Origin of the sequence: Labrenzia sp. THAF82 (assembly GCF_009363435.1) — a bacterium.
Classification (GTDB): domain Bacteria; phylum Pseudomonadota; class Alphaproteobacteria; order Rhizobiales; family Stappiaceae; genus Roseibium; species Roseibium porphyridii.
The window spans coordinates 206,471-229,666 of the sequence record NZ_CP045354.1 but is presented as its reverse complement, the minus strand read 5'-3'; the positions used below and the strand labels follow the sequence as shown (position 1 = coordinate 229,666).

Annotated in this window: 25 protein-coding genes; 13 read left to right on the top strand and 12 right to left on the bottom strand. The window is 56.3% G+C overall.

From position 1 onward, the window contains the following. Positions 1-12 precede the first annotated feature (12 nt). The 7 genes from FIV00_RS01045 (at position 13) to FIV00_RS01015 (ending at position 7,235) form a co-directional block, all read left to right on the top strand. Positions 13-1,347 (top strand): sigma-54 dependent transcriptional regulator, encoded by a 1,335-nt coding sequence (locus FIV00_RS01045; protein ID WP_152499078.1) that lies wholly within the window; start codon positions 13-15, stop codon positions 1,345-1,347. A 141-nt stretch (positions 1,348-1,488) separates the two neighbouring features. Beyond that, positions 1,489-1,920: a carboxymuconolactone decarboxylase family protein gene (locus FIV00_RS01040; RefSeq protein WP_152499077.1), complete on the top strand. Its 432-nt coding sequence runs from the start codon at positions 1,489-1,491 to the stop codon at positions 1,918-1,920. A 19-nt stretch (positions 1,921-1,939) separates the two neighbouring features. Then, complete coding sequence (sigJ, locus tag FIV00_RS01035) at positions 1,940-2,836, top strand: RNA polymerase sigma factor SigJ (RefSeq protein ID WP_209006759.1); 897 nt, start codon at positions 1,940-1,942, stop codon at positions 2,834-2,836. A gap of 248 nt (positions 2,837-3,084) precedes the next feature. Next, positions 3,085-4,092 (top strand): DctP family TRAP transporter solute-binding subunit, encoded by a 1,008-nt coding sequence (locus FIV00_RS01030; RefSeq protein ID WP_152499075.1) that lies wholly within the window; start codon positions 3,085-3,087, stop codon positions 4,090-4,092. A gap of 131 nt (positions 4,093-4,223) precedes the next feature. Continuing rightward, a complete protein-coding gene (locus FIV00_RS01025; protein WP_152499074.1) occupies positions 4,224-4,856 on the top strand; it encodes a TRAP transporter small permease in 633 nt (210 codons plus the stop codon). A 6-nt stretch (positions 4,857-4,862) separates the two neighbouring features. Then, a complete protein-coding gene (locus FIV00_RS01020) occupies positions 4,863-6,461 on the top strand; it encodes a TRAP transporter large permease (RefSeq protein WP_152499073.1) in 1,599 nt (532 codons plus the stop codon). A 126-nt stretch (positions 6,462-6,587) separates the two neighbouring features. Then, positions 6,588-7,235, top strand: a complete 648-nt coding sequence (locus tag FIV00_RS01015; RefSeq protein WP_152499072.1) for an MSMEG_1061 family FMN-dependent PPOX-type flavoprotein — start codon at positions 6,588-6,590, stop codon at positions 7,233-7,235. 66 nt (positions 7,236-7,301) lie between these two features. On the opposite strand, the gene FIV00_RS01010 is transcribed toward FIV00_RS01015, so the two are convergent. Further along, the gene (locus FIV00_RS01010; RefSeq protein ID WP_152499071.1) at positions 7,302-7,583 is read right to left on the bottom strand and encodes an SCP2 sterol-binding domain-containing protein; all 282 of its coding nucleotides are present in this window, start codon (positions 7,581-7,583) and stop codon (positions 7,302-7,304) included. A gap of 218 nt (positions 7,584-7,801) precedes the next feature. Next, a complete protein-coding gene (gene secB, locus FIV00_RS01005; RefSeq protein WP_152499070.1) occupies positions 7,802-8,311 on the bottom strand; it encodes a protein-export chaperone SecB in 510 nt (169 codons plus the stop codon). 191 nt (positions 8,312-8,502) lie between these two features. Between secB and FIV00_RS01000 the strand changes: the two genes are divergently transcribed. From FIV00_RS01000 to FIV00_RS00985, 4 genes are all read left to right on the top strand, one after another. Beyond that, positions 8,503-9,849 carry an ActS/PrrB/RegB family redox-sensitive histidine kinase gene (locus FIV00_RS01000; protein ID WP_152499069.1) on the top strand — a complete coding sequence of 449 codons (1,347 nt, stop codon included), beginning with the start codon at positions 8,503-8,505 and terminating at the stop codon, positions 9,847-9,849. Between the two features lie 76 nt (positions 9,850-9,925). After that, entirely contained in the window at positions 9,926-10,483 is a 558-nt protein-coding gene (locus FIV00_RS00995) for an ActR/PrrA/RegA family redox response regulator transcription factor (RefSeq protein ID WP_152499068.1), read from the top strand. Between the two features lie 100 nt (positions 10,484-10,583). After that, positions 10,584-12,458, top strand: coding sequence for a hypothetical protein (locus FIV00_RS00990; protein ID WP_152499067.1), 1,875 nt, complete (start codon positions 10,584-10,586; stop codon positions 12,456-12,458). Positions 12,459-12,633: 175 nt separating this feature from the next. Beyond that, positions 12,634-14,337 (top strand): methyl-accepting chemotaxis protein, encoded by a 1,704-nt coding sequence (locus tag FIV00_RS00985; RefSeq protein ID WP_152499066.1) that lies wholly within the window; start codon positions 12,634-12,636, stop codon positions 14,335-14,337. A 78-nt stretch (positions 14,338-14,415) separates the two neighbouring features. On the opposite strand, the gene coaA is transcribed toward FIV00_RS00985, so the two are convergent. From coaA to hisB, 8 genes are read right to left on the bottom strand one after another with little or no spacing between them, the layout of a single operon-like run. Further along, positions 14,416-15,381, bottom strand: coding sequence for a type I pantothenate kinase (coaA, locus tag FIV00_RS00980; RefSeq protein ID WP_152499065.1), 966 nt, complete (start codon positions 15,379-15,381; stop codon positions 14,416-14,418). Positions 15,382-15,426: 45 nt separating this feature from the next. Further along, positions 15,427-15,750, bottom strand: a complete 324-nt coding sequence (locus FIV00_RS00975) for a phosphoribosyl-ATP diphosphatase (RefSeq protein ID WP_152499064.1) — start codon at positions 15,748-15,750, stop codon at positions 15,427-15,429. 23 nt (positions 15,751-15,773) lie between these two features. Next, positions 15,774-16,553, bottom strand: coding sequence for an imidazole glycerol phosphate synthase subunit HisF (gene hisF / locus FIV00_RS00970; protein ID WP_152499063.1), 780 nt, complete (start codon positions 16,551-16,553; stop codon positions 15,774-15,776). After that, complete coding sequence (gene hisA, locus FIV00_RS00965) at positions 16,550-17,293, bottom strand: 1-(5-phosphoribosyl)-5-[(5-phosphoribosylamino)methylideneamino]imidazole-4-carboxamide isomerase (protein ID WP_152499062.1); 744 nt, start codon at positions 17,291-17,293, stop codon at positions 16,550-16,552. The genes hisF and hisA overlap by 4 nt, the downstream gene beginning before the upstream one ends. Positions 17,294-17,298: 5 nt before the next feature. Beyond that, complete coding sequence (locus tag FIV00_RS00960; protein ID WP_152499061.1) at positions 17,299-17,586, bottom strand: DUF1330 domain-containing protein; 288 nt, start codon at positions 17,584-17,586, stop codon at positions 17,299-17,301. A 19-nt stretch (positions 17,587-17,605) separates the two neighbouring features. Continuing rightward, a complete protein-coding gene (gene hisH, locus FIV00_RS00955) occupies positions 17,606-18,259 on the bottom strand; it encodes an imidazole glycerol phosphate synthase subunit HisH (protein ID WP_152499060.1) in 654 nt (217 codons plus the stop codon). Next, positions 18,256-18,765 (bottom strand): DUF2628 domain-containing protein, encoded by a 510-nt coding sequence (locus FIV00_RS00950; protein ID WP_152499059.1) that lies wholly within the window; start codon positions 18,763-18,765, stop codon positions 18,256-18,258. Before FIV00_RS00950 ends, hisH begins: the two co-directional genes overlap by 4 nt. A gap of 14 nt (positions 18,766-18,779) precedes the next feature. After that, positions 18,780-19,373 (bottom strand): imidazoleglycerol-phosphate dehydratase HisB, encoded by a 594-nt coding sequence (hisB, locus tag FIV00_RS00945; RefSeq protein ID WP_152499058.1) that lies wholly within the window; start codon positions 19,371-19,373, stop codon positions 18,780-18,782. A gap of 173 nt (positions 19,374-19,546) precedes the next feature. Here hisB and FIV00_RS00940 point away from each other — a divergent pair, with 173 nt between their 5' ends. Together FIV00_RS00940 and pyrF are read left to right on the top strand one after the other, a co-directional pair. Then, positions 19,547-20,395 (top strand): SDR family oxidoreductase, encoded by an 849-nt coding sequence (locus tag FIV00_RS00940; protein WP_152499057.1) that lies wholly within the window; start codon positions 19,547-19,549, stop codon positions 20,393-20,395. 66 nt (positions 20,396-20,461) lie between these two features. Beyond that, positions 20,462-21,190, top strand: coding sequence for an orotidine-5'-phosphate decarboxylase (gene pyrF, locus FIV00_RS00935; RefSeq protein ID WP_152499056.1), 729 nt, complete (start codon positions 20,462-20,464; stop codon positions 21,188-21,190). Positions 21,191-21,195: 5 nt separating this feature from the next. Here the strand turns inward: pyrF and FIV00_RS00930 are convergent, their stop codons facing one another. Further along, positions 21,196-22,281, bottom strand: coding sequence for an ornithine cyclodeaminase (locus tag FIV00_RS00930; RefSeq protein WP_152499055.1), 1,086 nt, complete (start codon positions 22,279-22,281; stop codon positions 21,196-21,198). A gap of 8 nt (positions 22,282-22,289) precedes the next feature. Continuing rightward, entirely contained in the window at positions 22,290-23,156 is an 867-nt protein-coding gene (gene rocF / locus FIV00_RS00925) for an arginase (RefSeq protein ID WP_247649390.1), read from the bottom strand. Between the last annotated feature and the right edge of the window lie 40 nt (positions 23,157-23,196).

Below are 23,196 nucleotides of genomic sequence, written 5' to 3'. Positions count from 1 at the left end.
AAGATGCAGTTTATGGACCACGCCACCGTTTTGCTGGTTGATGATGAAGAGGATCTGCGCAGATCCCTTGGCCAAGGCCTGGAACTGTCCGGCCAGGATGTGTTTGCGACGGGTGTTGCCGAAGAGGCCCTGGAACGGATCAGCCGCGATTTTTATGGTGTGCTGATCACGGATATCAGAATGCCCGGAACCGACGGTTTCCAGGTTATGAAACAGGCATTCGAAATTGATCCAGCGCTGCCGGTCGTGCTGATTACGGGACATGGTGATGTCCCGCTTGCGGTCGAGGCCATGCGCGCGGGCGCCTATGACTTTCTGGAAAAACCCTTCTCGGTTTCTCACCTGGCCTCCGTTGTCGAACGCGCGCTCGACAGGCGCCGCCTTGTTTTGGAAAACAGGAAACTCAGAGAAGAGCTCGCAGACCGGACTGGTCTGGAGAGCCGTCTGGTAGGCCGGACTCCGGCAATGGAGCTGCTGCGCCGAAATGTGACGGCGCTTGCGGCCACGGACGCGGATGTGTTGATCCTTGGCGAAACCGGCTCGGGAAAGGAAGTTGTTTCAAGAGCTCTGCATGATGAAGGGCCGCGCAAGGACAAACCGTTTGTCGCGCTCAATTGCGGCGCATTGCCTGCGGAAATCATAGAATCGGAGCTCTTCGGTCACGAAAAGGGCGCTTTCACAGGCGCCAGCGGGCAACGCATTGGAAAGCTGGAACATGCCCATGGCGGCACGGTTTTCCTGGATGAAATCGAATCGATGCCTCTGGAGCTTCAAGTGAAACTCTTGCGTGTCATCGAAAACAGGACGATCGAGCGGCTTGGCTCCAACAAGCCTATTGAACTCGACGTGCGTTTTATCGCGGCAACCAAAGAGGATCTGGAGGCGGCGGGCAAGGAAGGGCGTTTCCGGCTTGATCTTTTTTACCGGTTGAATGTCGTCAACGTCGCGATCCCGCCCCTGCGCGACCGTTTGGAAGATATTCCTCTGCTCTTTCGTCACCTGACAGTTGAAGCCAGAGCACGGTACAGGCGGGAAATCCCGGATATCGGGGATGATTATCTGGCTGGATTGATGACGCGGGACTGGCCCGGAAACGTGCGTGAACTGCGCAATGTTGCAGACAGGTTCGTTCTGGGGCTGGAGCAGATGCCTGAGGTGCAGTCCGGAGCCGGCGCTACCCTTTTTGAGCAGGTTGCCAGCTATGAGCGAACGCTGATCGCTGCGGAGCTCAAACGCAATGATGGGGCCATCAAGCCGACCTACGAAAACCTGGGCCTGTCCCGCAAGGCGCTTTATGAAAAGATGCGAAAATACGAGCTCGGAAAAGACGAAGTGCTGTCGGCTTAGTCCAACAATCAGGGAACTTCCAAGGCTCCCGGATTTTACGAACTTGCAGCATTTTGAGAGATTTTCTTTTGCGATGTCACAAACACAGTCGCTTGATCGTCATCAGTGTGTAGTCTCAACAAAATTGCATGGAAGACACTTATGACCAACGTTACTCCCGTCAATCACCACCAGAACATCCCCACAGTCGCAAAGAGCTTCATAGCCGCCAGCGGTGAAATCGGAAATGCCGACTTGGCTCCCAAACTGCGCCATCTGGTTGACTTGCGGGCGTCCCAGATGAATCAGTGCGCATTCTGCGTCAAGATGCACACGGAAGAAGCATTGGCAGATGGAGAAAGCCAGGAGCGGTTGCAGAGACTTGTTGTCTGGCGTCACGTCGACGATTTCACGCCGGCTGAAAAAGCAGCCTTTGCCTGGACGGAAGCCCTGACCGATTTGAACCCGGACACCGACTATGGCCGCTTGCGTGCCGACTTGCGCAATCACTTCGAAGATGCCCAGATCAGCGCAATCACAGCGGCTATTGCCATGATAAACCTCTGGAATCGGGTTCAGGTCTCAAACCACTGATATGAGACAGGCATCGGGCATGGACATGTTTGAAACTGCCCGCCCGCGCCTGCTTGGGTTGGCTTATCGCATGCTCGGCTCCATGGCCGATGCCGAAGACGCCGTTCAGGACACGTTCTTGAGCTGGCAGAAACTGGACAAGGCATCTGTGGCCAACGCAGATGCCTATCTGACGACAATCTGTACCAACCGCTGTCTGGACGGTTTGAAGGCAGCCCATAGAAAACGGCTCGACTATGTGGGTCCGTGGATACCCGAACCGCTTCAGCTGGCCGGCGACACTGATCCGGAGGCAGACCTGAACCGGGCGCAATCATTGACGACAGCATTTCTGTTGCTTTTGGAGCGGCTAAGCCCGAAAGAGCGCGCCGCTTATCTGTTGCGTGAGGTCTTTGGCACCCCTTATGAGGACGTCGCTGAAACCTTGAACCTCAGCGTGCCCTCTTGTCGACAGCTTGTGTCTCGCGCTGCCAAGCATATCAAGGACCCGGCCTCGCGTTTTGTGCCACCCCCCGACCATCAAAAACGCATGTTGTCTGCTTTTCTGGAAGCGCTCGAAAGCGGGTCTACGGAACAGCTCAGCGGTCTGCTTTCAGAAACGGTTCGGTTTCAGTCTGATGGCGGCGGCAAGACGACCGCGTTGGGCCGTGTCCTAGAGGGGCGTGGAGATGTGGCCAAATATGTTGCGCTGATCCTTCGGCGCTTGTGGGGAGGTGCCCCTGTATTACCTTGCAGCATCAACGGTCTTCGCGGGATCGTCGTTCTGGAAAACATGCGCGTCGTAACTGCTCTGACACTGAGCTACGACGGGGACGGACGGATAGATGGCATATTTGTTGTTCGTAATCCGGAGAAGTTGAAGGCCCTGGCAACACCGCTTCATCACGATCCGAACAGCGGCGCGCTTTGGCAATAAGGCATTTTGATGCAAAAAATGTGTCGAAATCGACACATTCAAAGAAGTGTCTGTGTCGCAACCGACCCACATTTGAGGGTATTCCGCGAAGATGAGTGTCTATTGCGCATTCCAAAATTAGAGAAATCTGCGTTTTATCGACCTCTGATGCGATTTGGCACGGGCCTTGCCATAAGACTCGCGACCAGCCCCGGTGCTGTCCGGCCGATCAACCGGCCGCCATATTGAAATGTCTGGGAGGACATCAGATGAAAAAGTTTGTGATCGCCGCTGCTGCTGCAGCTTCTTTTGCCATGACATCCGCGGCTCATGCGGCCGACGAGTGCGGCGACGGCGAAGTTGTCATCAAATTCAGCCACGTCGTTTCTGCACAGGGTCACCCGAAAGGTGAAATGGCGAATGCACTTGCTGACAGGATCAACACGGAAATGGACGGCAAGGCCTGCATGCAGGTGTTCCCGTCGTCTCAGCTTTTTGACGACAACAAGGTGATGGAAGCCTTGCTTCTGGGTGACGTGCAGCTTGCGGCTCCGTCTTTGTCCAAGTTTGAATCCTACACCCTGAAATACCGTGTGTTCGACCTTCCGTTCCTGTTCACCAACATGGATGCGGTTACCACCTTCACCAAAGGCGACAAGGGTCAGGAACTGCTCGGCGCAATGTCCGACTACGGATTTGTCGGTCTTGGTTATGTCTTCAATGGACTGAAGCAGTTCTCCGCGAACAAGCCGCTGCTGGTTCCGAGCGATGCCAAAGGCCTCAAGTTCCGCGTTCAGACATCTGACGTGGCTGTGGCCATGATTGAAGCCATGGGTGCCAACGCTCAAAAACTCGCCTTCAAGGAAGTTTATGGCGCGCTGCAGACCGGTGTTGTGGACGGTCAGGAAAACACCTGGTCCAACATTTACACCAAGAAGTTCTTTGAAGTTCAGGACGGTACAACGGAAACCAACCACCAGCTGCTGACCTACCTGGCCGTGACCTCTCAGGAATGGCTCGACAGCCTGGAAGCTGACACACGTGACCAATTCCTGAAGATCTTCAACGAGGTTTCCGACGAGTACAACGCTCGTGCCGCCGAGATCAATGAAGCAAACAAGCAGAAGATCATCGAAAACGGTGGCGTTGTTCGCCAGCTGACACCTGAGCAGCGCGACGAGTGGGTCAACACCATGAAGCCGGTTTGGGACAAATTCCGCGACGACATCGGTCAGGATGTCATCGACGCTGCCGTGTCTTCCAACAAGGCAAGCTAAGACCTTCAGGTCTGAATGGATGGGTTCGCGCTGCGGACCCATCCTCTTAAACAAAATCATTCAATTCATCTTGCTGCGCCTTGAAGGGTGCGGAGCCGGGGCGAGTGCGCGCCGGCAATGGGGAGGCTTTCATGTCCCGTGTCGGACGGTTCGTCGATTCCTTGGAGGAAAACATCATCGCCTTGATATTGGCGTTGATGACCATCGTAACCTTCACTCAGGTGGTGGCCCGCTATGGGTTCAACTCGGGCTGGGGCGGTGCACTGGAATTCACCCGCGTCCTCTTTGCCTGGCTGATCCTGTTCGGCATGAGCTATGGCATCAAGATCGGTGCGCATCTGGGCGTAGACGCTGTAATCAATCTTCTGCCGAAACCCATGTTCCGGCTGGCTGCCCTGCTGGGTGCCGCACTCACTGTTCTGTACGCGATACTCCTCTTCGATGCGACTTGGTTCGGTGCGCTTCTCGGACTGGAGAACAAGGGGTCTTCTGGCGGCGCCTACGCGTACGTTGCCAAGTTCTACAAACTACCCATCGGTATGGAAGACCTGAAATGGCCAGTCTTCATCCAGGAGTGGTTCGACGTGAAGGAACGCGTTCCGCGCTGGATTCCGTATGTCATTTTGCCAATTGGCCTCCTGTTGCTGGCGTTCCGTGCCGCACAGGCCTTCGTGCTCATTCTCATGGGTAAAAAAGACGCCATCATCGCTGCGCACGAAGCAGAAGAACTGGTGGCCGAAAACAAAGACGTCTTGAAGGACTAAGGCCCGATGGAAACTGCATTTCTCTTCATATTCGTCTTCGGCTTCCTGTTCCTGGGTGTACCGATTGCCGTTTCGCTCGGCCTATCTGCCGTTCTTTACATCGCCTTGTTCAGCCATGACTCCATGAGCTCCGTGGCGGTGCAGCTCTTCAACGCCTCACAGAACTTTACGCTACTGGCGATTCCGTTCTTCATTCTGGCATCCAGCTTCATGTCGACCGGTGGTGTTGCGCGCAGGATTATCCGCTTTTCAATCGCGACAGTTGGCTCTATTCGGGGCGGTCTCGCAATTGCCGGTGTCTTTGCCTGCATGCTTTTTGCTGCCCTGTCGGGATCGTCTCCGGCAACGGTTGTTGCCATCGGCACCATTGCCATCGCGGGCATGCGCCAGGCAGGCTACACCAAGGAGTTTGCCGCTGGTGTGATCGCCAACGCAGGCACGCTCGGCATCCTGATCCCGCCTTCCATCGTGATGGTTGTTTATGCCGCGGCCACAAACGTTTCTGTCGGACGCATGTTCCTGGCCGGGGTCATCCCGGGCCTCATTGCCGGCCTAATGCTGATGATTGCGATCTATGTCATGGCTCGCGTCAAGAACCTGCCTGCGCAGCCTTGGCCGGGGTTCAAGGAAATCTGGGGCGCGCTGTCCGAGGCAGCCGTGGGCCTGTTCCTGATGGTCATCATTCTTGGCGGGATCTATCTTGGCATCTTCACTCCGACGGAGGCCGCTGCCGTTGCAGCCGTCTATGCCGGCTTGATCGCATTGTTTGTGTATCGTGACATGGGCCCCTTGTCCGGTATCGGCTGGATCCAGGACAATGACGGGCCGATGGCTCTGACCGGTTTCAAGGCCATTACCTATTCCGTCGTTGCCATGTTCGTCTGGTCCGGTATTGCCGCGCTTGTATCGGAAAGAGCGTTCTTCGGATTGGACAGTGCCATCGTTCTGATCATAGCTTTGCTAGCTTATCCGCTCCTTCGAGGCGGTATCGCACCTGCCGCTCTGCCCGCTGCCTATGGTGCCGGTGGCCGTGTCTGGGGCCGTAATCTCGGGATAATCACCTGGAAGTTCCTGCCGGCCATGTTCCACAAGGACACCAAGAAAGTCCTGACAGACTCGGCCAAGACGACCATCATGCTGATGTTCATCATCGTCAATGCGCTGCTCTTTGCGCATACATTGACGGCAGAGCAGATCCCGCAAGTGATCACCGATTGGATGGTCGAAGCAGGCTTCAACTGGTTCACCTTCCTGATTGCGGTCAACATTCTTCTGCTGATCGGTGGACAATTTATGGAGCCGTCCGGTTTGCTGCTAATCGTGGCGCCAGTCGTGTTCCCAATCGGTCTGGAGCTGGGCGTGGATCCAATCCATCTCGGTATTCTGATGGTGGTCAACATGGAAATCGGCATGATTACACCGCCGATTGGCCTGAATCTTTTTGTGACGTCCGGTATCACCGGGATGAGTCTGGTTCAGGTTGTCAAGGCTGCAGCGCCCTTCGTGTTGGTCCTGCTGCTCTTCCTGGTTCTGGTAACCTATGTTCCGGCACTCTCAACATGGCTGCCCTATACATTGATGGGACCGGAGATCATCACTCAGTAGGTGATATCAAGGGAAATGACTGTAAACGGCCGGAATTGCATTCCGGCCGTTTGCGTTCGGACGCCGTCACAGTTGACGGTGAAAGTGGACGGATCGATAGTCTTCTGCAGGCTTGCGGAGGAAACCATGACCAGACGCGACAACCCTTTTTCCGGATTTGGAAATTTCATCACCAGTGTGGATGAGTTGGAAGCTGTTTCGGGGCCAACCATGCCGCAGGCGGTGGACAAGGAAATTCCAGCTTTGGACGATATCTGCCGGGAATTTATATCAAGGTCGCCATTCTGTTTGCTCGCAACCGCCAGTCCATCCGGTCATCTGGATCTATCACCAAAAGGCGACCCGGCTGGCTTCGTCAAAGTGATCAATGAAAGTTTGCTGGCCATTCCGGACCGTCCCGGAAACCGGCGCATGGACTCGTTTCACAATCTGCTGCAGGACCCGCGGATCGGACTTCTTTTCTTTGTTCCAGGCCGAGGCGAAACACTCAGAGTTCGGGGCGAGGCCAAGATTACCAAGGATGCTGACCTCTTGAATGCAATGGCGGTCAATGGGCGCGACCCGGCACTGGCATTGTTGGTTCATGTCAAAAGCGCATTCATGCATTGTCCGAAGTGCGTCTTCCGCTCCGGGCTCTGGCAGCCGGATAAGTGGCCCGATACGGCCGGGCTTGCGGACATGAACGAAGCTATGGTGAAGCACGCGAAAATTGCCATGCGTCCGGAAGAGTGGTTCGAATCCCTGAAAGAAAAGGGTGAGCTCGAGCTCTGGTGAGCACAGAAAAATTGCCGGTCCACCAGGATCGGCAACTAAGTCGAGGTATCAATCAGGCGGTGGTCTTCAGACGATGCTGCCAAGCTTCATGGCGACACTCATATCGCCTTCAACCTGCATTTTTCCGCCCATGAATGCAGCTGTTGGGTCAAGATCGCCGCTCAGGAGATCAGCAAGGTCTTCAGCGGTCATCTTGATGGTGCAGTCGGCTTCTGCGTCTTCGTTGGAAACGTCGGAGCCTTGAAGAAAAATTTGACCGGTATCACCCAAATCGAACTTGACGCTTTCTTCAATACCGCCGCTGGATACTTTTTCACGGACACCTTCGGTAAGTTGTTCCAAGGACATATTTGTCTCCCATGTTCGTTGGCATGCGTCACATGGCTTCTTGAAACATGCCGTTTACGTAATCGTCAAGTCTAAATCGAGACGCGCTCATTGAATAGGAGGGATGTGCTCAACGCCTGTGCATGTCCGAAGGATTTTCTTTGTGTGGCAAATAGGAACAAAAAACCCGCGTCAGCTAAGCTGCGCGGGTTTTTTACACCTTTGGATAGGTCAGGTGATCAGTTCGGCTTCTGCTCGCCTTCGCCCTCGCCTTGCTTGGCCGCTGCCTGCTGCGCCATGTTCTGACGATAGAGCTGCGCAAAGTCGATTGGGTCGAGCATAAGCGGCGGGAAACCACCATTGCGGGTTGCTTCGGACAGGATATTGCGCGCGAACGGGAAAATCATGCGCGGACATTCAATCATGATGAAGGGATGCATGTGTTCCTGCGGTACGCCGGTAACCTTGAACAGGCCGGCATAGACAAGCTCTACATTGAACATGACCATATCCGGACGCTCGGCTTTGGCAGTCAGTGTCAGGATCACTTCGTACTGGTCATCACCCATTTGCTGGGCGCCAACATTGACATTGATGTCGAGTTTCGGCTGATCGCCTTGCGTCAGCGAGCGCGGAGCATTCGGGTTTTCAAAAGACAGATCCTTGATGTACTGGCCAAGGATGTGCATGCCCGGCGCTGCGGCGCCTTCCGCCTGCGGCTGTGCGCCGCCTTCATTAATATCGGTCATCGTGTCAATTCCGTCTCGCGGTGCTGAAATGAAGAGCCCAAAAACGCTCCGCCTGGTTGCCGGTCCGCGTGACCCGGGCAACCTTGTTAGCGGTGGGCTACCATCTAGATCCCTCCGGCACAAGGGCGCAGCCTTGCCAGAGGCGCCAAACCGCTTCAAAAGAAGGAACCTTATGCGCCAACGAAACCGACATGCCTGAAACTCTGACCTCAAACATCACCCTGCCTCACAGGCGACTGAAACTTGATACGCTGGTACGCCTGCGCTGGCTGGCTGTGGGGGGCCAGACGGCTGCGCTGCTTGTGGTGCATGTGGGACTTGCCTACCCGCTTCCGATTGGACCGGCATTTGCCATGGTGGCTCTGTCTGCCTGGCTCAATATCTTTTTGAGGATCCGCTCACCTGCTGTCACGCGCTTGTCGGAACGGGCCGCGACGATGCAACTTGCCTATGACATTTTGCAGATGAGCGGATTGCTTTTCCTGACCGGTGGCCTTGGCAACCCGTTTGCTTTCCTATTGATGGCACCGGTGATGGTGTCGGCCACGGGCCTGTCCGCCCGCTATACGGTCATGCTCGGTATTCTGGCGACTGCCAGCGCAACGATACTTGCGGTTTTCCATCTGCCTTTGCCTTGGCCGGTCGGAGCGGAGTTCGACTTGCCTGTTGTCTATTCCATTGGGCTTTGGATCGCACTTGTCTCAACACTCGGCTTCATGGCGATTTATGCCTTCCGGGTGGCCGAGGAAGCCCGGCAATTGGCAGATGCGCTTGCGGCAACCGAACTGGTGCTTGCGCGCGAGCAACATCTGAACGCGCTCGATGGTCTGGCAACGGCGGCGGCGCACGAACTCGGGACACCGCTTGCGACCATTTATCTGGCGGCCAAAGAGCTGACGGACGAATTCGAAAGCGGTGATACCCGAGGAGAAGATGTGGCGCTGATCCGCTCGCAGGCCGAAAGGTGCCGTGGAATTCTTCAACAGCTCACGAGCCTTTCAAGTGATGAAGACAGAACCTATCAGCGAATACCGGTTTCGCAGCTTCTGGAAGACGTGATCGATCCGCACCGCGGCATGGGAGTTGCCATCCACTCAACTCACCAGGGCGACGGCAGCGAACCGGTTGGAACGCGCAACGCCGCCATTCGTTACGGCCTTGGCAATCTTCTGGAAAATGCGGTTGATTTTGCCAAAGACCGCGTTGATGTCTCAGCGAACTGGGATGAGACCACGTTGTCCATCTCCATCAAGGACGACGGTCCCGGCTTTTCGATGGACATCCTGGGCAAGATCGGTGACCCGTATGTTTCGGTCAGAGGCAGCAAGGCTCATCAAGCAGGCACTGGTGGCGGTCTCGGCCTTGGCTTTTTCATCGCCAAAACGCTGCTCGAGCGCACGGGCGCAAAGTTGCATCTGGAAAATTTGCCACCTCCTTCGAGAGGCGCACATATACGTGTCAGTTGGCCGCGCGTGGTCTTTGAATCTGAAGACAGAGTGGACGAAACGTCATTTTCACCCCATAACGACAATAACTGACGGAAACAGACGGTTGACGATATTGCCAAATCCGACCTCTGCAACATGTCATAAAGAATAAAAACGGTAACGCGCAATGACGGACTCGATTACTGCCATGAATACATCGGAGGACAAGACCCTCCTCATCGTTGACGATGACAAGCCTTTCCAGCAGCGCCTGGCCCGTGCGATGGAAAAACGGGGGTTTGTTCCTGAAACCGCCGACAGTGTTCAGGATGCAGCGGCCAAGATCACACGCAACGCACCTGCCTTTGCCATCGTCGACATGCGTCTCGAAGATGGCAATGGTCTCGACGTGATTCAGCAGATCCGCCAAAAACGGCCCGATTCCCGTGCAATTGTACTGACCGGCTACGGCAACATTGCGACAGCTGTAACCGCGGTCAAATTGGGGGCGATCGACTATCTGGCAAAACCGGCTGATCCCGACGATATCGTTGCAGCCCTGGCGCGCAAGCCGGAAGAAAAGGCTGAGCCGCCGGAAAATCCGATGTCGGCGGACCGGGTTCGCTGGGAGCACATTCAGCGCGTCTACGAGCTGTGCGACCGGAATGTTTCTGAGACTGCGCGCCGGCTCAACATGCATCGACGAACCCTGCAACGTATCCTTGCCAAGCGCGCTCCCCGGTGAGAATCCGGGAGTTTCGCCGTTTGCAGGGTTGCCCTTTCGCTGCCACTTTGCCTAAGTAACTCCACTTGGTGGTATTCCTGCGCTCCAATGGAGATCGCTCATGCGGCTTGCAGCTGCTTACGTACGTTATTCCCCTGTGTTGAAATCCGGCCTGCTGGCGGCCTGCAGCCTGGCGTTCCTGGGCGCTGGTGGCGGCGCTTTTGCACAATCGGTGCCGGAAACCCTGCGCATCAATGTGGAGCCGGCTGAACCAGGAATTCGGTCGATCACCGTCAACAAGAAGTATCGGCCGATTATCAGTCGGGATGCGCAAGGTGTAGTCATCGATACGCAAGGCGGCGACGCCAATCGTCCCTCCTGCGATGTCAAACTTGAAGTCACGCTTGAAAACAGCCGTGTTCTCCATCGCGACGCCAATATCTGCGGCGGCAGCACCGTTGTGGTCGATGTCACCAGCGACGGCAAGCCTGGAGCAGCCGCGCGGGTTGTCGGCAGCAATACCGGGACAGCAGCGGGACCGGTTGGAGGCAGCACCGCTGAAACCAGCGGCGGTCAGACGCAAACACAGACGCAGACGCAAACGACGGCGACAGCTCCTCAAACCGACACCGGTCAGACGCCGTCATCTTCGATCACCGAAATCAATCCGCCCGAAAACCGGGACGGTCTGCAGCCACTGGAACAGGTGGATACGCCGATTTCGACACCTGACCCGGACGGGACGGAAACGGCATCCGTACCAGGAGATCTGGAAACCATCGTCCGCGATAGCCTTTCGGATGGTTCCGGCAATTCGCAGCCTGTTCTTGTGAGTGTTTCAGAAAACCGTCAGTGGCTGGCCGAACCTGGAAGCCAGCCGGGATCGGCCTCCTTCCTTCAGCACGCGGTACCGCAGACCGATGACAGGGACTTCAGAGCCGACTGCACCACTCAGTCCGGTTTCGCCAAAATCACATTTCAACAGGCTCCCGCAGGTCTGCTGGAAGGCATGCCCCAGGCGGTGCGGATTACCGCCGGCGACTTCCAGGGCACTTACAACGCCTTCGGCTCGTCCGCTGCAAATGAGGCCGGCGTCTCCCTTCCTGAAGTGAATATCGAGATGACCGATCCGCTTTGGGAGGCCATGATCAAGCAGTCCGAGCTGACGATTGCTGTCGAAGGTCTGCCCACTCATGGGGTTTCGCTGAAAGGCAGCGCTAATCCGGTGCGGCTTTTTGTGGCTACATGCGCCCTGCCACAGCAGATTGTCTCGGACGAAGGTTTCGGCCCTTCTGGAGAAGAGCCCGGATCTGACCTTTCCTGCAGCGAGCTTGGCCGAGTGCGTTCGGTTGAGGCCGTTCGGCCTGGTCAAATCGTCTTCCGGAACGCCAGCCGTCAGCCGATCGAGGTACACTGGGTCGATTATCGTGGCGGAGAGCGGCCTTACGCCCGCCTCGAGCCCGGACAGATCCTGGAACAGCAAACCTATGTCTCGCATGCCTGGACGGTGCGGGGCGCGAGTGGTGAATGCCGCGGGATCTACGTCTCTCGTACGCCATATCGTGAAGTTGTTGTCTCAGGCCCGCCGAACGCGGCAACGCCTGGTGGTTTCGGCAATCAGGGCGGCTTCGGGCAGCCGGGCAATCTTGGCCAGCCAGGGGGACTGCAAAACAACCAGTTCAACAATGGCCAACCCACCGGCCCAATCCCTCCAGGAGATGTGGGGAGTGCCAATCAGCCCGTCTTCCAGCAACAGGCGCGCACAAATGTCGCCGACTATCTGTGCACGGCCGGCATTGACTTGAACGTGGTGTTCTCTCCGGATGGCCAGTCTGCGACGGTTGCCGAGATGGGCTATGGGGCGGTGACGCTGCAACGTCAAGGCAGCTCGAACACGTTCTATTTCGAATCGCAGGGGCATATCCTGAAAGGCCAGGTTCAAAATGCAACATGGTCAAGACCCGGGCTGAGGGACGTTTTCTGCGCAAGGCGATAAGTACTAAAAGGTGTATTGGAAGACTGATCTACTAATACGAGAAGAAAATCTCAGTAGTAATTCGTAGCGATTGTCGATAAAGCAAAATTTGGCGATTTTGTTGCACTGCGATTAAGCAATTGGTCAAGTTTTGAATTGATTCTGTTTGTAATCCTACAAAAGGAATCAATTGATCATGTCCTTCTCTCGCTGGCCCATCACGTGGAAAATTAGCCTCCCCATCGCGACGATCCTCGTTTTCACAGTCGCAATCTGTGCAGTTAGTCTGAATAGTCTCTATTCAGCGATGTTCACCGAACGTCTCAAAAAAATCGAAGACATTTCGGATAGCGCCGTCTCAATCGCAGCTCACTTTCATGAGTTGGAGAAAGCCGGCGACATGACACGCGAAGAAGCTCAGATCGCTGCGAAAGCTGCCATCGGAGCAATCCGCTTCGAAGGCAACAACTACGTTTACGTTTACGACTTTGACGGCACCAATCTTGTGCATCCGAAAACGTCGCTGAACGGCACCAATATGATTGACTTCAAAGACAAAACCGGAGTCAAGATTGTTGAAGAACTCATCGGTCACGCCAAAGCCGGTGGTGCCCCGCTGCTTTACTATTGGCCGCGTGCAAACAGTGAAGTCCCAATCGAAAAATACGGCTGGGGTGAAGGTTTTAACGCCTGGAACTGGATGGTTGGAACGGGCGTATACATTGATGATCTGGATGCAGCATATTGGAGCGCAGCGACCAAAATCATCACGCTGGCATTGATCGGTGCTGCAATCGCTATTGCCATCGCCATGGTAGCCGTTCGTCAGACCGTCAGCCCGTTGCGCGCATTGACCGCCAATATGGGGACGCTCGCAGAAGGCGATACAAACATCGTTGTTGAAGGCGCGGATCGTGGCGACGAAATCGGCAAGATGGCGACCGCCATGCAGGTCTTTGTTGCCAATGAAACCGAACGCAAGGAACTTGAGATCCACCAGCATGAAGCTCGCGAGATCGCGGCAAGAACCGGTGAACAGGTCCGCGACATCAGTCAGGATTTCGACAATCAGATCACCGGTCTGATGCAGACAATCGAAACGTCTGTGAACCGCCTGAAATCGGCATCATCCGACATGATGGTCGGTGCCGAACAAACAACGGAAAAGTCGACTGTTGTCTCCAGCTCTTCCACGCAGGCTTCCAGCAATGTGGAAACAGTTGCGGCGGCTGCAGAAGAACTGTCAGCCTCGGTCAACGAGATCCGTCGTCAGGTCCAGTCCTCCAGCGAAATTGCTGCCAAGGCGGCCGAAGAAGCCGAGGCAACCAACGAGCGCATGCATGGCCTTTCTGAGGCTGCGGGCCGGATCGGCGAGGTCGTCACGCTCATTCAGGCGATTGCTGAACAGACCAATCTGCTGGCGCTCAATGCGACGATCGAGGCCGCGCGCGCTGGTGAGGCGGGCAAAGGCTTCGCGGTTGTTGCTGCGGAAGTGAAAGAACTGGCCACACAGACGTCCAAGGCAACGGAAGAAATCTCCAGCCAGATCTCCGCGATCCAGGGCGAAACCGAACAGGCCGCCGGTGCGATCGGATCGGTGACCGAAATCATCAACAACATGAACGAGATTGCATCGTCCATCGCTGCAGCCGTGGATGAGCAGGGTGCGGCGACACAGGAAATCGCGGAAAACGCACAGCAGGCATCGCAAAGCTCGGTTGAGGTCAGCAGCACCATCCAGGGTGTTTCGGACGCTGCAGGCAACACCAAGGAAGCTGCTCAGACCGTTGACGTTGCAGCCGGTGACCTTGAAACCAATGCAAGCGATCTCCGTGGCAAGGTGACCTCGTTCCTCGACACCGTGCGCGAGCTTACCGCGCAACGGAACGAAGCTGCCTGACAAAACGCTTCTATCTGAAACAACAATCGCCCGCGGCCAATTCAGCCGCGGGTGTTTTCGTTTTGATATCTGAAAAACCTAGACCTTGCGAAGGGCCACTTTCGAAATGTGGTGACTGGCATTCTTGCTCAGGATCAGGTCGGCCCTTGGACGCGTCGGCAAAATATTTTCGCGCAGATTGACCAGGTTGATCTCAGTCCAGATCCGGTCGCCTGTCGCCAACGCTTCCTCGTCCGTTATGCGCGAGTACTTGTGAAAATAAGAACTTGGATCGCGGAACGCGGTCTCACGAAGTCGCATGAAGCGATCGACGTACCATTTGCGCAGAAGATCCTCATCCGCATCGATATAAACGGAAAAGTCGAAGAAATCGGACACGAACGGCACAGCTCTGCCGTCTTTCGGCAGTTCACGTGTCTGCAATACGTTCAGACCTTCGACAATCAAGATGTCGGGACGGTCCACCGTGACCGCGTGACCGGGCATGACATCATAATAGAAGTGGGAATAGACCGGTGCACGTACGTTGCGCTTGGCAGCCTTGATGTCTGAGAGAAACTTTAGAAGCCGCGGCCGGTCGAAGCTTTCAGGAAAGCCTTTTTTGCTCATCAGACCTTCAGATTCCAATATGGCATTGGGAAAGAGAAAGCCATCTGTGGTGATCAAGTCGACCTTGGGGCTTGCAGGCCATCTTGCAAGCAATTCACGAAGCACGCGGGAAGTCGTGGATTTGCCAACCGAAACCGATCCGGCCACGCCGATGATGAACGGCGTCTTGTTCTCCCGGTGACCCAAAAACTCCTGTGTCGCCTGGTGGATCCTGACGGTAGCCTCGGCATAGAAGGCGAGCAGCCGGGAAAGTGGCAGATAGATGGTTTCTACCTGTTCCATCGACACAGGCGCGTTCAGACCTTGCAGCTGCGCAACCTCATGTTCGCTAAGCGTCATGGGTGTGTCGGCACGCAACTTCGCCCACTGGCGCTCAGTGAACACCCGGTAGGGGGACAAATCCATGTCCAGGGCTGTTGCGACTTTCTGATCCATCGTCTTCGCAGTCCCTGCAGCGCGGCTTTCCAGCGTCTCCGGAGGTTATTCCCTAGGCCGCGATGCCTTCTCCTCAAGTCCTGTTTGGCCTGTGCGGCCGGCAAGTTCCGACATGACATCCTTCAACGGAACTTCAGATACGTTCAAAACCACCAACAAATGATAAAGCAGATCGGCGGCCTCTGCCGTCAATTCCTTCCGGTCTTCCTGAACGGCAGCAATAGCTGCCTCGACGGCCTCTTCCCCCAGTTTCTGGGCGCATTTGGCAACGCCCTTCCTGACCAGCTTCTGCGTATAGGACGTTTCATCGCTGCTCTTGGCACGGCTAGCGATAATGGCGTCAAGATCTTCCAAAGTGAAGTCGGTCATTGGGCTATGTCCTAAGGGCAAGGTCAGGCATCGAGACGCATGGGGATGCCTGCATCGCTCATATATTGCTTGGCGTCGTGGATAGTGTGTTCGCCAAAATGGAAAATCGATGCCGCCAGTACGGCGGTCGCATGCCCGTCCCGCACGCCTTCGACCATGTGGTCTAGATTGCCGACACCTCCCGATGCAATGACGGGAACGGGCACAGCATCGGCAATCGCCCTGGTCAGGGCAATATTGTAACCGGCCTTTGTACCGTCTCGATCCATCGACGTGACCAGCAGTTCTCCTGCGCCCAGGTCAACCACTTTCCTGGCGAACTCGATTGCATCGATCCCGGTCGGCGTGCGGCCACCATGTGTGAAGATCTCGAATTTCTCGGGAGTGCCGGGTTCGTTGACCTGTTTGGCATCGATTGACACCACGATGCACTGTGCACCGAATTTTTCGGCCGCCTCGCGCACGAAGTCCGGGTTCTTCACCGCGGCAGTGTTGATCGACACTTTGTCCGCGCCGGCAATCAGCAATTTGCGGATGTCTTCCACCGAACGTACGCCGCCACCGACCGTCACCGGCATGAAACAAGCCTCTGCGGTCCGCCGGACAACGTCAAAAATCGTGTCGCGGCCCTCATGGCTCGCGGTGATGTCGAGGAAGCAGAGTTCGTCGGCACCCGCAGCATCATAGGCTTTGGCGGCTTCAACCGGGTCGCCGGCATCAATCAGGTCGACGAAATTGACGCCTTTGACGACGCGGCCGTCCTTGACGTCCAGGCACGGAATGACACGGGCTTTCAGGCTCATGATGCTTTGCTCCGCTCTGCAAGGATCAGCGACATGGTTTCCGCCGGATCCAGTCTGCCGTCATAAAGCGCCCGTCCGGAAATTGCACCTTCCAGAATGGCGCAGTCTGGCTCCAGCAGGCGATGAATGTCCTCAATGGAGGCGAGTCCTCCCGAAGCAATGACCGGGATGGAAACTGCGTTGGCCAGGTCCAGCGTGGATGGAATGTTAAGGCCCTTGAGGACTCCGTCCCGATCGATATCCGTGTAGATGATCGCCGATACACCGGCATCTTCAAACTGTCTGGCAAGAGCGACAGCGGTCAGCTCGGAGGTTTCAGCCCAGCCTTCAACGGCAACATAGCCGCCCTTGGCATCAATGCCGACGGCGATCTTTCCCGGAAACCTGCGGCAGGCGTCCTTGACAAGACCGGGGTCACGCACGGCAACGGTTCCCAAAATGACCCGCGTGATGCCTTTCGAAAGCCAGGTTTCGATGTGGTCCAATGTCCTGATTCCGCCGCCGAGTTGCACCGGATTTGACGTCGAGGACAAGATGGCATCGACCGCAGCTCCGTTGACGCTCTCACCGGCAAAGGCGCCGTTGAGGTCGACCACGTGAAGCCACTCAAAGCCCTGGTCCTCGAAAGACTTCGCCTGAGCGCCCGGATCGTCATTGAAAACGGTCGCCTGGTCCATGTCGCCGAGCTTCAAACGCACACATTGACCATCTTTCAAGTCGATGGCGGGAAACAGGATCATACTACTTAAATTCCTTCCACGATGACGATTTCGCCATCGGCATATTGCTGACGGATTTTCACCGCTTCCTGATACTCGGGTGAATTGTAGCAATCGACCGCATGCTGAAAGCTCGGAAACTCGATCACGACGTTTCTGGCCCTTCCCGGTCCTTCGATTGCGTTGGTCGTACCACCGCGCGCAAGGAAGTTCGCCCCAAAGCGCTCGAACGCAGGCTTCGCTGTTTCGACATACTTCGGATAGTTCTGCGCGTCATGCACATCGACGCGGGCAATCCAGTATCCCTTGCTCATCGGATCCTCCAAGCAGTTGTTACGGTGTCCATTCCAGAAAATTCGCGATGAGGGCGAGGCCCAGCCGTTGGCTTTTTTCCGGGTGGAACTGAGTGCCGATCATGTTGTCTTTCGCCACCATGGCCGTAAAGCTGCCGGCATAGTCGAAGCTCGCCAGGCAGTCGGTCTGGTTGGCACAGGCAAAGTGGTAGGAGTGGACGAAATAGGCATGCAGCCCGTCTGGTCCTGTCTGAATTCCGTTCAGAACGGGATGCGCGCCGTTTGCAACATTGATCGTGTTCCAACCCATATGCGGTATCTTGAGGGATGGATCTGAAGGTTCCATCGCAGAAACGTCTCCCTCGACCCAGCCAAGACCGTTGACCGTTTCGAATTCGAGGCCTCTTGCAGCCATCAACTGCATGCCGACACAGATGCCGAAGAATGGTTTGCCGTTTTGGCGCACAGCTTCTTCAAGCGCCTCAGGCATACCGTCGACGGCCCACAAGCCGCGCTTGCAATCCGCAAAAGCGCCGACGCCAGGAAGTACGATCCTGTCGGCCTTTCGCACTCGATCTGGATCTGAGGTCACGAAGACATCAGGTACGTGAGCGTGCGATCTTGCCGCGCGCTCAAAGGCCTTCTCGGCCGAGCGAAGATTGCCCGAGCCATAGTCGATAATTGCAATTGTCATTGACGGATCTCCGGACCGAGCGTCAGGCCGACCACACGTTCGCTGCCGACCCTTGGGACGATCGGCGTTGGTGTGGGCGAGGTTCGCTGCAGGTCATTTTGTACGACTGGTTCCGGGGCCAGGTGGTCCGCTGCCTTGTGCAGGAAGCGCAACTCGGCCTCCGCGCGATTGACACCGTCGACAATTCCGACCACGCGCCAGCCCTTGCGCTCTAGCGACCAACGGCGAAGTGCCTGTGCTTCGAAGCCGAAGAGGATCGAAACAACAAATGCAGCGATCGCCGTTGCCTCGGGACTGACGGCGAGCGCCAGAAGTTCCACGACAAGCGCAATCCCCAGATAGCCGAGCAGTACCAGCCACATACGGTGAACCAGCATCCAGATGATCGAAAACAGAAAGGCCAACACTGAAAATCCGTCCGGAACGAAGGCAAGCCGGTCGCTCTGGAGCGGGTCACCTGCCAGATCGTTAAATTCCGGCGGCGCCATCACAACGTAAGTGCTCATGGACTTGTCCTTGCCTAGCCGCCAAGCTGGCCCTTGGTTGTCGGTATCCTGTCCGCCTGACGCGGGTCGATTTCCATAGCCTTGCGCAAGCTTCGCGCAACGGCCTTGAAGCAGGTTTCGGCGATATGGTGACAATTGGAGCCATAAAGATTGGCGATATGAAGAGTGATGCCCGCATTCATGGTGAATGCGCGAAAAAACTCTTCAAACAATTCCGTATCGAAGTCGCCGACCTTGTCCCGGTCAAAGGCAACATCCCACACCAGGAAAGGCCGTCCGGAAACATCGAGGGCACAACGGGTAAGAGCCTCGTCCATTGCCAGATGCGTATCCGCATAGCGCGTGATGCCCGCCATATCGCCAAGTGCAGATGACATCGCCTGCCCAAGCGCTATTCCAGTGTCTTCCACTGTGTGGTGAAAATCGATGTGCGTGTCGCCTTCGGCGCGGACATGCATGTCGATCAGCGAATGGCGCGAGAGCTGCTCCAGCATATGATCGAAGAACCCGACGCCGGTCTTGACGTCATATGCGCCCGTACCGTCCAGATTGATTTCGACCGAGATGCGGGTCTCTTTGGTGTCGCGCGATATTTTCGCTGTGCGCATGGATTGCTGTCCTTGCTAAGGTGAGGAACGGGCGGTGTTGTAGCAGCCTGATGCGGCTAATGAAATAGCGACGTCGACATCGGGTGTCGTCCTATAGGCCGACAAGAACGATCCAAGGACCAATCGGCCACCGAATTGCCGTTGGCAATGGCCCAGTCACAAGGGAATTTGACATGTACAGGGAAGCGATATCCGAGGGTGGTCTTGCTGTGGTGACCGGGGCCGCAAGCGGCGTCGGTCTGGTTGCCGCGATCCGCTTTGCAGAGGCCGGACTTGGTGTGGTTTTGGCAGATTTGCCCGGCGACCAACTTGATGAGGCGGTCGAAAGAGTGCGCGAAGCGGCAGGATCGAGCGCGATTGTTGAAGCTGTTGAAACCGATGTGTCGGATACGAAACAGGTGGAAGCACTCGCGGACAAAGCGTTCGAGCTGGGCCCGGTGGCGATCCTGATGAACAATGCCGGCATCAGTCGTCCGACCGGAGCTTGGGATCGTATGGAAAACTGGACGCAGATGATGGACATCAACTTTTTTGGTGTTCTTCGCGGTGTCCAGGCCTTCACACAACGCATGATCGATGCCGGAAGGCCGGCGGTCATCATCAACACCGTTTCCAAGCAGGGTATCACGACGCCTCCTGGCAACCCGGGCTACAATGTCACCAAGGCTGCGGTTAAAGTGCTTAGCGAGCAATTGGCACATGAGCTGCGTGAAAAGGCTGCGCCGATCTCCGTCCACTTGTTCGTTCCCGGATTCACCTACACCGGAATGATTGCCGCCTTCATCCCGGAAAAGCCTGATGCGGCCTGGACGAGCGAGCAAACGGTCGACTATTTCATCGAAAGAATGTCGGCAGGAGATTTCTACGTCCTTTGTCCGGACAATGACGTCGACAGCGTTCGTGACCGACGGCGTGCGCAGTGGGCCATCGGCGATATTATCGAAAATCGCCCACCCTTGAGCCGCTGGCATGCCGACTACAAGGAGGCGTTCGCCGAATTTGAGAAGGATGGCAAGCCCTGACGGTAGAACAACGGCGCCCCTAGTGCTAAGCACGGGGCGCCTGTCCGTTAGAAAAGGATCTTGCCGATGCCAACCAGCCCTTTTGCCCCGACTTCCGCACTCGATCGCCTGATGTTGCCTGTTGATGTTCCGACCCTTGGCGAAGCTGAAGAGCTGGTAAAAAAAACGGAAGGCAAGGTCGGCGTCTACAAGATCGGTATGGAGCTTCAATTCGCCGGTGGCCTGGAGTTTGCCCGCGATCTGGCTGCTGACGGCAAGAAGATCTTCCTCGATGTCAAACTGCACGACATTGACAATACGATCGAGAAGGCCGTTCGAAACGTCGCCAAAATGGGCATGACTTTCATGACGTTGCATGGGTATCCGAAGACCATGCGCGCGGCTGTGAAGGGATTGCAGGCCGAAGGCAACCCCAATCTGTGTCTTCTCGGGGTCACCGTTCTGACTTCGATGGATGAAGACGATCTCGTCGCGGCGGGGTATCGCGGCCCGCTTGCCGACGTCGTGGAGAGCCGGGCGCGTGATGCCCGTACGGCGGGCATGGGAGGCATCGTCTGTGCCGCGACTGAGGCTGAAAAGATGCGGGTGCTCCTTGGAGACGAACTCGTCATCGTCACACCCGGCATCCGGCCCGCTGGCAGCGCGGCAGGCGATCAACGCCGGGTTATGACCCCGGCAGACGCCATCCGCGCAGGCAGCGACTATCTGGTTGTCGGCCGCCCGATCAGCAAGGCTGATGACCCGGGTGCTGCTGCTGACGCCGTTGTTCAGGAAATTGAAGGTGCGCTTGGCTGATCTGCTCAGGCGGCCTGATTGTCGCCATTGGCACCAGAGCGCAAAACCATGCCATAGAGATCGCGCGGGTCATCCGGATCTGCAAGAAGGTCCAGTTTTTCGAAATGGCCTGTCTGAGGCAGCATGTCGTGCACATAACGCAGCGCTGCAAAGTCCTCTATCGCAAACCCGACGCTGTCGAACAAGGTGATCTGATCCTTGCCTGTTCGACCTTCCGCATTGCCGGCATAGACTTGCCAGAGCTCGGTGACAGGGTGATCGGCGTCCAGTTGTTGCAATTCGCCTTCGATCCGGGTCTGCTCGGGAAATTCGACGAAAATGTCAGATCGCAACAGAATGTCTTTGTGCAACTCTGTCTTGCCTGGGCAATCGCCACCGATCGCGTTGATGTGCACGCCTGAGCCGACCATGTTGTCAGTCAGGATCGTCGCGTAACGCTTGTCGGCCGTAACCGTTGTGATGATCTCCGCACCTTCGATCGCATCCTCAGGTGTTTTGCAGATGGTGACGTTGAGCCCGGAACTGGCGAGATTGCGCGCAAGCCGAATGCTGGCGCCATGGTCGATGTCGTAAGCCCGTATCTCTGTGATACCGAGCATGTCCTTGAATGCCAGGCACTGAAAGTCGGACTGTGCGCCATTGCCGATCACGGCCATGGTTGTCGATCCCTCTGGTGCAAGGTATTTGGCCGCCAGGGCTGAATTGGCAGCTGTTCGCAATGCGGTGAGGATGGTCATTTCAGTGAACAGCACAGGATAACCCGTTGCCAGATCCGACAGCACTCCGAACCCGGTCACGGTCTGCAGGCCCTCGCGCATGTTGCCGGGATGACCGTTGACATACTTGAAGCCAAAAGTCTTGCCATCGCTTGTCGGCATCAACTCAACCACCCCTTCAGGGGCATGTGCGGGAATGCGCGGCTTCTTGTCGAAGCTTTCCCAGCGCAGGAAATCCTCTTCGATATATCCTGCAAGGCCACGCATGAAGGTTTCCACGCCGACGGACCGTACGTTGCGCATCATGTTGTCGACGCTGACAAACGGAACGAATGCGAGATCTGAGGGGGACAGATTGATGGTGTTGTTGGTCATGATGTCCTCTAGAAGCTTCTGGTCGGGCGGTCGAAGACACGGCGACCGAATAGGCTACCTGTCAGTTCGACCATCAGACGCGCGGTTTTTCCGCGTTCATCCAGAAATGGGTTGAGTTCGACGAGATCGAGCGAGCTGACAAGTCCGCTGTCATGAAGCATCTCCATGACGAGATGCGCCTCGCGAAAAGTGGTGCCGCCAGGCACTGTGGTTCCAACCGCCGGCGCGATATCAGGATCAAGGAAGTCCACATCAAGGCTGACATGAAGCAATCCGTTTGCAGCCTTCACACGGTTCAAGAAGGGTCTCAGCAGTCCGGCAATTCCGTCTTCATCGATCTGGCGCATGTCGCGAACGCCAACGCCATGATCAAGAAGTTGTCTGCGCTCAGCGTCATCAATGGAACGGACACCCAGGATCTCAACGTTTTTCGGGTCGACCGTGTGTTTCAACGGATCGCCGAGAAGCGCATCGAATCCAGGCAAACCGCAGACAAACGCAAGCGGTGTGCCGTGGAGATTGCCGCTGGCAGTGGTATCGAAGGTGTGAAAATCGGAATGGGCGTCTAGCCAGAGTACAAAAAGCGGGCGTCCGAGGCGCGCTGCTGCTCGCGCCTGTCCGGAGACCGTTCCTGCGGCCATGGCATGGTCGCCGCCAAGATAGACCGGCACAATCGGGTTTTCGCCGAGCTGGGCGGCTTTTTGGTGCAGCGTGCGGGTCCAGCCGGCATAGGCCGGGAAATTTTTGAGCATGGGATTGGGCGAAGCCAGATCGCCAACGTCAGCCGGTTTCAGATTGCCGTGATCGGTGACTGAGTGCCCGAGGTCTTCCAGTGTTTCCGCCAATCCGGCGGTCCGATAGGCGTCCGGGCCCATCAGACAGCCTCGCTGACCAGCGCCTTCGTCAACCGGCGCG

Excerpts from the sequence above, each read along its gene's own strand:
- FIV00_RS01045 (WP_152499078.1), top strand. The coding sequence starts at position 13 with ATGGACCACGCCACCGTTTTGCTGGTTGATGATGAAGAGGATCTGCGC.
- FIV00_RS01040 (WP_152499077.1), top strand. The coding sequence starts at position 1,489 with ATGACCAACGTTACTCCCGTCAATCACCACCAGAACATCCCCACAGTC.
- sigJ (WP_209006759.1), top strand. The coding sequence starts at position 1,940 with ATGGACATGTTTGAAACTGCCCGCCCGCGCCTGCTTGGGTTGGCTTAT.
- FIV00_RS01030 (WP_152499075.1), top strand. The coding sequence starts at position 3,085 with ATGAAAAAGTTTGTGATCGCCGCTGCTGCTGCAGCTTCTTTTGCCATG.
- FIV00_RS01025 (WP_152499074.1), top strand. The coding sequence starts at position 4,224 with ATGTCCCGTGTCGGACGGTTCGTCGATTCCTTGGAGGAAAACATCATC.
- FIV00_RS01020 (WP_152499073.1), top strand. The coding sequence starts at position 4,863 with ATGGAAACTGCATTTCTCTTCATATTCGTCTTCGGCTTCCTGTTCCTG.
- FIV00_RS01015 (WP_152499072.1), top strand. The coding sequence starts at position 6,588 with ATGACCAGACGCGACAACCCTTTTTCCGGATTTGGAAATTTCATCACC.
- FIV00_RS01010 (WP_152499071.1), bottom strand. The coding sequence starts at position 7,583 with ATGTCCTTGGAACAACTTACCGAAGGTGTCCGTGAAAAAGTATCCAGC.
- secB (WP_152499070.1), bottom strand. The coding sequence starts at position 8,311 with ATGACCGATATTAATGAAGGCGGCGCACAGCCGCAGGCGGAAGGCGCC.
- FIV00_RS01000 (WP_152499069.1), top strand. The coding sequence starts at position 8,503 with ATGCCTGAAACTCTGACCTCAAACATCACCCTGCCTCACAGGCGACTG.
- FIV00_RS00995 (WP_152499068.1), top strand. The coding sequence starts at position 9,926 with ATGACGGACTCGATTACTGCCATGAATACATCGGAGGACAAGACCCTC.
- FIV00_RS00990 (WP_152499067.1), top strand. The coding sequence starts at position 10,584 with ATGCGGCTTGCAGCTGCTTACGTACGTTATTCCCCTGTGTTGAAATCC.
- FIV00_RS00985 (WP_152499066.1), top strand. The coding sequence starts at position 12,634 with ATGTCCTTCTCTCGCTGGCCCATCACGTGGAAAATTAGCCTCCCCATC.
- coaA (WP_152499065.1), bottom strand. The coding sequence starts at position 15,381 with ATGGATCAGAAAGTCGCAACAGCCCTGGACATGGATTTGTCCCCCTAC.
- FIV00_RS00975 (WP_152499064.1), bottom strand. The coding sequence starts at position 15,750 with ATGACCGACTTCACTTTGGAAGATCTTGACGCCATTATCGCTAGCCGT.
- hisF (WP_152499063.1), bottom strand. The coding sequence starts at position 16,553 with ATGAGCCTGAAAGCCCGTGTCATTCCGTGCCTGGACGTCAAGGACGGC.
- hisA (WP_152499062.1), bottom strand. The coding sequence starts at position 17,293 with ATGATCCTGTTTCCCGCCATCGACTTGAAAGATGGTCAATGTGTGCGT.
- FIV00_RS00960 (WP_152499061.1), bottom strand. The coding sequence starts at position 17,586 with ATGAGCAAGGGATACTGGATTGCCCGCGTCGATGTGCATGACGCGCAG.
- hisH (WP_152499060.1), bottom strand. The coding sequence starts at position 18,259 with ATGACAATTGCAATTATCGACTATGGCTCGGGCAATCTTCGCTCGGCC.
- FIV00_RS00950 (WP_152499059.1), bottom strand. The coding sequence starts at position 18,765 with ATGAGCACTTACGTTGTGATGGCGCCGCCGGAATTTAACGATCTGGCA.
- hisB (WP_152499058.1), bottom strand. The coding sequence starts at position 19,373 with ATGCGCACAGCGAAAATATCGCGCGACACCAAAGAGACCCGCATCTCG.
- FIV00_RS00940 (WP_152499057.1), top strand. The coding sequence starts at position 19,547 with ATGTACAGGGAAGCGATATCCGAGGGTGGTCTTGCTGTGGTGACCGGG.
- pyrF (WP_152499056.1), top strand. The coding sequence starts at position 20,462 with ATGCCAACCAGCCCTTTTGCCCCGACTTCCGCACTCGATCGCCTGATG.
- FIV00_RS00930 (WP_152499055.1), bottom strand. The coding sequence starts at position 22,281 with ATGACCAACAACACCATCAATCTGTCCCCCTCAGATCTCGCATTCGTT.
- rocF (WP_247649390.1), bottom strand. The coding sequence starts at position 23,156 with ATGGGCCCGGACGCCTATCGGACCGCCGGATTGGCGGAAACACTGGAA.